The sequence below is a fragment of the Cupriavidus sp. 05T41 genome, assembly GCF_056396525.1.
In genome coordinates this window covers 1-676 of the sequence record NZ_JBFTLQ010000209.1, presented here as the reverse complement: position 1 = coordinate 676, position 676 = coordinate 1, and the positions used below count along the sequence as shown (strand labels likewise).

Here is a 676-nt window from a genome sequence, read left to right as displayed (position 1 = left end):
GGCCTGCGGTGCGGCTCCCGCCAGGCCGGAGGCGGGCGCGGCGCGGTCCGCAAGCGCGTCGGGCGCGCGCAAGGCAGGCTCTCGCGGGGTGCGTGACTCGGTCTCCGGAGCYGGCCCGGATTGTGCCTGTCGCGCCTTGGCCGCGGCCGGTGGCGCCGGCGCTTTCGCATCTTGCGCGGCTACCGGCGCCGGACCTGGCGGCGCAGCCGTTGCCGCGGCTTGGCCGGCGGCAGCCGGTTGCGCCTGCACGTTTGCGGCAGGTKCCGGCTGCCGCCCGGCCGGCGCTTGCCCTGGCTGCGCGGTCTTGCTGTCCGCCACGGCCGCAGTCTCAGCCTGCTTCTCCTGCGTCTCCGGCTTCTCMGGCTTTTGCGTGGTGCGGGGCGTGTCCGGMAGCAGCAAGGCGCCGTCCCGCAAATCGAGCTGGCGCAGCACCACCTGCAGCGACAGCGCCGCGACGCCGAGCGTGGCTGCAAGCACGCCCAGCGCGGGCCACCAACGGCGTGCCGCGCGTCCTGKCGCAGGCTTTGCCGGCGCATCGCCGTCTTGCTGCGCGGCTTCGGCCTGTTCGCGCAGCCATGCCTGCGCCGCCGCGCTGACCGGTGCGCCAAGCACGCGCTGCGTGTCGTCGCCGCGCCGTACTTCGGTCAGCACGGCCGCGCGCAGCGCGGCCTGTGCC

1 pseudogene is annotated in these 676 nt (G+C 76.2%); it reads right to left on the bottom strand.

Annotated elements, in window-relative coordinates:
* Positions 1-676, bottom strand: a pseudogene (locus tag AC1DKV_RS40520) (hypothetical protein); the annotation flags it as partial.